This is a genomic window from Actinomadura geliboluensis (genome assembly GCF_005889745.1).
GTDB classification, from domain to species: domain Bacteria; phylum Actinomycetota; class Actinomycetes; order Streptosporangiales; family Streptosporangiaceae; genus Spirillospora; species Spirillospora geliboluensis.
Genome location: NZ_VCKZ01000580.1, coordinates 1 through 4,533 on the forward strand (window position 1 = coordinate 1; position 4,533 = coordinate 4,533).

A 4,533-nucleotide genomic window follows, 5' to 3' on the forward strand; every position below is an offset into this window, starting at 1 on the left:
GCTCCCGCCCCTTCGACCACCGCCGCGGCGGACGAGTCGCCGCACATGTCGAGGCTGCCCGGCCCGCGAAGCCGCCACAGAACCCCCGTCCCGTGCTCGGGCGGGCTCAGCGACGCCTCCAGCCACCGCCCGCGCGCCCCGTCCGTCGGTTTGATGCCGCGCACTTCGAGCTCCGCCCGGACGGCTTCGAGGTCGGGGACCTCGGCGCCGACATGGTGCAGCCCGGGACGTCCACCGTGCTCGTCCAGCCATGTCCGCAAGGACGAACCGTCGCCGGACGGCGCGACGACCTCCCATGCCTGCCCCCGGCTCCCGGGGATCTCCAGCCGCGCGCCGCGCACGCCCTCGCCCGGGTTGTCCCAGCTCCGGACGCGCCGGAAACCGAACAGCCCCTCCAGTAGCCCCACCTGCGCGTCGAGGTCGGGCGTCACCTGCGCGACATGATCGATGCGATAGATCTGCACTGGCCCTCCTAGCCCTGCCTAGCCGAAACCCTTCCCCAGCACAGCCCGGCTCAGCTCGGGTGCGGCTCGATCCAGTCGTAGCCGTACGTGACGAGTTCCTTGACGAGACGCAGGTTGTAGCGGTTCATCGCGGCGATGCGCTCGGCCAGCTCGCCGATCCGCTTGTCGAACTCGTCCGCCGGGTACACGTCGTTGACCAGGCCCAGCTGGAGCGCGCGGTCGGCGTCGATGCGGGCGCCGGTGAACAGCAGCTCCTTGGCGCGGGCCTTGCCGATCCGTTCCGGGAGCCGCTTCACGCCGCCCCATCCGGGCGCGGACCCGCCGAACTCGGGCTGGTCGGGGTCGCCGTCCTCGGTCATCTTCGGCCGGTACGGCGGGCGCGCCGACAGCGTGATCTCGACGAGGCCCATCTTCGCGTCGCTGGAGGCGATGATGAAGTCGGCCGCGAGCGCCAGTTCCAGGCCGCCGCCGACCGCGTACCCGTGCACGGCCGCGATCACCGGCACCGACAGCCGCTCCATCATCGCGAACGTCTTCTCGCCGAGCCGCCCCTGCTCGATCCGCTCGCGCGGGGTCAGCTTCTCCGACCAGGCCAGGTCCATCCCGGCGCAGAACGCGCGCTCGCCGGCGCCGCGCAGCACCACCACGCAGACGTCCTCGTCGTCGTCGACGCTCCGGAAGATGTCGCGCAGCTCCGTCATGGTGGTGGGCGTCAGTGCGTTGAGCTTGTCCGGCCGGTTCAGCGTCAGCCAGGCGACGCGTTCCTCGATCCGCAGGTCGACGGTCTCGTAGTCGTTCTCGTCGGGCATATCGGTGGATCTCCTCCCGGGTGGGGTGGATACATGGGTGAATGTCAGCTGCGGGGCAGGTTCAGGCCCCGGGTGGCGATGACGTTGCGCTGGATCTCGGTGGTGCCGCCGAGGAAGGTGGACGCCACCGAGTCGCGGCACATGTGCGTGAAGACGGCGTCGAGTGGGGCGTCTTCACGGCCCCACAGCGCGGCCGAACGTCCGAACGCGCGCGCGCCGGTGCGGGCCAGGCGCTGGTGCAGTTCGGCTCCGAACAGCTGGTTGATGGACGCCTCGAAGTCGGGTTCGTCGCCCGCCGCCTGCCGCGACACGGTGTAGCGGGCCAGGTTGTACAGGACGCGGATCTCCGTCCGGCGCCGCGCGATCTCCTGCCGCAGCGCCGGCGTCGTGCGGGCGAACCGCCGCCCTTCCGGCGACCGCAGGTAGGCGACCAGGTCTTCCAGGGCCTGCTCGTACTTGATGGTGGCGCCGATCCCGGCGCGCTCGAAGCCGAGCGCGCTCATCGCCACGTACCAGCCGCGGTTCTCCTCGCCGACCCGGTTCGCGACCGGCACCCGCACGCCCTCGAAGAAGATCTCGCAGAACGGCGCCGCGCCCCGGATGTCGGTGATGGGACGGACGGTGACCCCTGGCGCGTCTGCCTCGATGAGCAGGAATGTGATGCCCCGGTGTGGTTTCTCCGCGTCCGGGTCGGTTCGGACGAGCACGAACAGCCAGTCGGCGTACTGGCCGAGGGACGTCCACACCTTCTGGCCGTCCACGACATACACGTCCCCATCGCGGACGGCGCGCGTCCGCAGCGAGGCCAGGTCGGAGCCCGATCCCGGTTCGGAGAAGCCCTGCGCCCATGTCGCCTCGCCCGACGCGATCGCGGGCAGATGCCGCGCCTTCTGCTCCTCCGTGCCGTGCACCAGCAGCGTCGGCCCGAGGAGGAACGCGCCGATGCCGTTCACCGTCGGCACCCGCGCCCGCATCATCTCCTCGTGCAGGACGAACTCTTCCAGCGGAGACAGCCCGGCGCCGCCGTACTCGGCCGGCCAGTGCGGCGCGATCCAGCCGCGCTCCGCCAGCGCCGCCGCCCACGCCCGCGCGCCCTCGCGCCGCCCCGGATCGTCCGACACCCGGTCGACGGGCCAGTTGTAGCCCGCGACGTCCTCGGGTTCGAGGCTCTGCTCCTCGCCCCCGGCCGGACGGTACGACGCGGGGAACCGCTCCTCGATGAACGCCCGCACCTCCGCACGAAAGGCGGCCTGCTCCGGCGTGTCCTCCCAGTTCACCGGCCCCCCGCCTCCCGGTCCCAGGTCGTCTCGGTGATGCCCGATTCGCCCTGAGCGCGCAGCTTGTACTTGGCGACCTTGTCGGTGGGAGTGCGCGGCAGGGCGTCCACGAACTCGACGTAGCGGGGCACCATCGAGCGCGGCAGCCGCTCCTCGCAGTAGGCGACCAGCTCCTCCGGGTCGAGCCCGGTATCGGGTTGCACCACGATCGACACCTTGATGTCCTCGTCCTCCAGTTCCGAGGGCACGCCGATCGCGGCGCACTCCAGGACGGCCGGGTGCTGGTTGATCTCCGTCTCCAGGTCGAAGGCCGAGATGTTCTCCCCGCGCCGGCGGATGGCGTCCTTCATCCGGTCGAGGAAGTAGAAGTACCCGTCCTCATCGCGCCATACCCGGTCACCGGTGTGGAACCACATGTTCCTGAAGCAGTGGGTGGTCGCCTCCCAGTTGCCGTAGTAGCCGGTCGTCAGGACGAACGGCTGCTTCGGCCGCAGCACCAGTTCACCGGGCTCCCCGGGCCCGACCTCGCGGTCCTGCTCGTCCACCACGGCGACGTGGAACCGCTCCTCGTGCGCCTGCCCGCACGACCCGACCCGCCACTCCCCGTAGGGGCTGCCGGTCGCGATGCCCGCCTCGGTGCTGGTGTAGGTCTCCACCGACCGGACGCCGAACCGCTCCCGCATCGGCTCGTCGAGGTTCGACTTGCCCATGTAGAACGTCTCCAGCCGGTGGTCGCGGTCCCGCGACGTCGGCGGCCGGTTCAGCAGGATCGGGATCATCGAGAACACGCTCATGCAGACCTGCGCGTCGAAGCGGCGCACGTCGTCCCAGAACCGGGACGCGCTGAACCGCTCGACGATCGCGATGGAGCCGCCGCCGAGCAGGGCCGACAGCATGCCGTCCCAGAGCGCCGCCGCGTGGAACAGCGGCAGCGGGCAGTAGACCGTCTTGCCCCACCGGTCGAGGAAGTCGAGCGAGTCGTAGGCGCAGGTCAGCGCCAGCGCGTGCGGAACCATCGCGCCTTTGGACGGCCCGGTGGTCCCGGACGTGTACATGATCGCCTGAAGGTCGCCGAAGCCGACCTTCACGTCCACGGTGCCGCCCTCGTCGTGCAGGGAGCCCAGGTCGCGGGCGGGCTTGCCGAGCCGGTCGAGCAGCACGCCCGCCGCGGCGGCGTCGCGGACGAGGACCCCGCCGAGCTTCGGCAGCCGCTCGGCGATGTCCGGGATGCGCTCGGCGTACGGGCCGTCGATGATGAGCCAGCCGGAGTCGGAGCTGTCCAGGACGTGCCGGAGCAGTTCGTGCTTGTAGGCGATGTTGATCGGCACGGCGACCGCGCCCAGCCGCGCCAGCGCGAACACGATGTGGACGAAGTCGGCGCAGTTGGGCAGCATCACGCCCACGTGGTCGCCGCGCCTGATCCCGGCGCCGGACAGGGACCGGGCGAGCCGGTCGGCGGCGGCGTCGACCTCGCCGTAGGTGACCTCCCCGTCCCGGAACTTCAGGAACGGCCGTCTTCGATGTACCTGCGCCTGTGACCGGAGTACGTCCCCGAGGACGAAGCTCTCCAGCGTCTCCTTGCGCATCCGGACCCTCCGCTGTCGCTGCGTTGGCGTACGTGCGTGCGTCGTCGGTGGCTGGGCGGCTGATGTGGCTGGTGGCGGCTGGCTGACGGGCGGTTGCACGGCGGCGGACGGGCGGCGGCCGCGAAATCGGCCGGCGACTTCACGCAACCGGACAACGTCCTAAATAGAGGAACACGAATCCTCATACCCGGCAACAGTGGCGAAACAGCAAGAAACTGGTTTTAGAGTGATCTACTGGGACATTGGACTTCTTCTGTGACCCAGACCACACCGGTAGGGGACGTCCTTGAGGTCGTGGCCGATGCGCTTCAGCGGGGTGCCGTGCCAGGTCTGGACGTAGGTCTGGCCCTCGCGCTTCATGTACCAGCCGGGAAGGCAGTGGTTCGTGATGATGTGC

5 protein-coding genes are annotated in these 4,533 nt (G+C 70.3%); all 5 read right to left on the reverse strand.

Translation table 11 applies throughout. The annotated features are described in order from the left end of the window. The coding region (locus ETD96_RS41745) for a VOC family protein (RefSeq protein ID WP_171069499.1) at positions 1 to 464 on the reverse strand (464 nt) is incomplete at its 3' end. A 50-nt stretch (positions 465 to 514) separates the two neighbouring features. After that, the gene (locus ETD96_RS41750) at positions 515 to 1,273 is read right to left on the reverse strand and encodes an enoyl-CoA hydratase/isomerase family protein (protein WP_138642005.1); all 759 of its coding nucleotides are present in this window, start codon (positions 1,271 to 1,273) and stop codon (positions 515 to 517) included. A 44-nt stretch (positions 1,274 to 1,317) separates the two neighbouring features. Further along, positions 1,318 to 2,550 carry an acyl-CoA dehydrogenase family protein gene (locus ETD96_RS41755; RefSeq protein ID WP_138642006.1) on the reverse strand — a complete coding sequence of 411 codons (1,233 nt, stop codon included), beginning with the start codon at positions 2,548 to 2,550 and terminating at the stop codon, positions 1,318 to 1,320. After that, positions 2,547 to 4,136 carry an AMP-binding protein gene (locus ETD96_RS41760; protein WP_138642007.1) on the reverse strand — a complete coding sequence of 530 codons (1,590 nt, stop codon included), beginning with the start codon at positions 4,134 to 4,136 and terminating at the stop codon, positions 2,547 to 2,549. Before ETD96_RS41760 ends, ETD96_RS41755 begins: the two co-directional genes overlap by 4 nt. Before the next feature lie 231 nt (positions 4,137 to 4,367). Next, positions 4,368 to 4,529, reverse strand: a complete 162-nt coding sequence (locus ETD96_RS48345; RefSeq protein ID WP_420884839.1) for a CDP-glycerol glycerophosphotransferase family protein — start codon at positions 4,527 to 4,529, stop codon at positions 4,368 to 4,370. Positions 4,530 to 4,533 lie beyond the last annotated feature (4 nt).

Bases quoted from the DNA above. Each gene is read 5' to 3' on its own strand.
- ETD96_RS41750 (WP_138642005.1), bottom strand. From the start codon at position 1,273: ATGCCCGACGAGAACGACTACGAGACCGTCGACCTGCGGATCGAGGAA.
- ETD96_RS41760 (WP_138642007.1), bottom strand. From the start codon at position 4,136: ATGCGCAAGGAGACGCTGGAGAGCTTCGTCCTCGGGGACGTACTCCGG.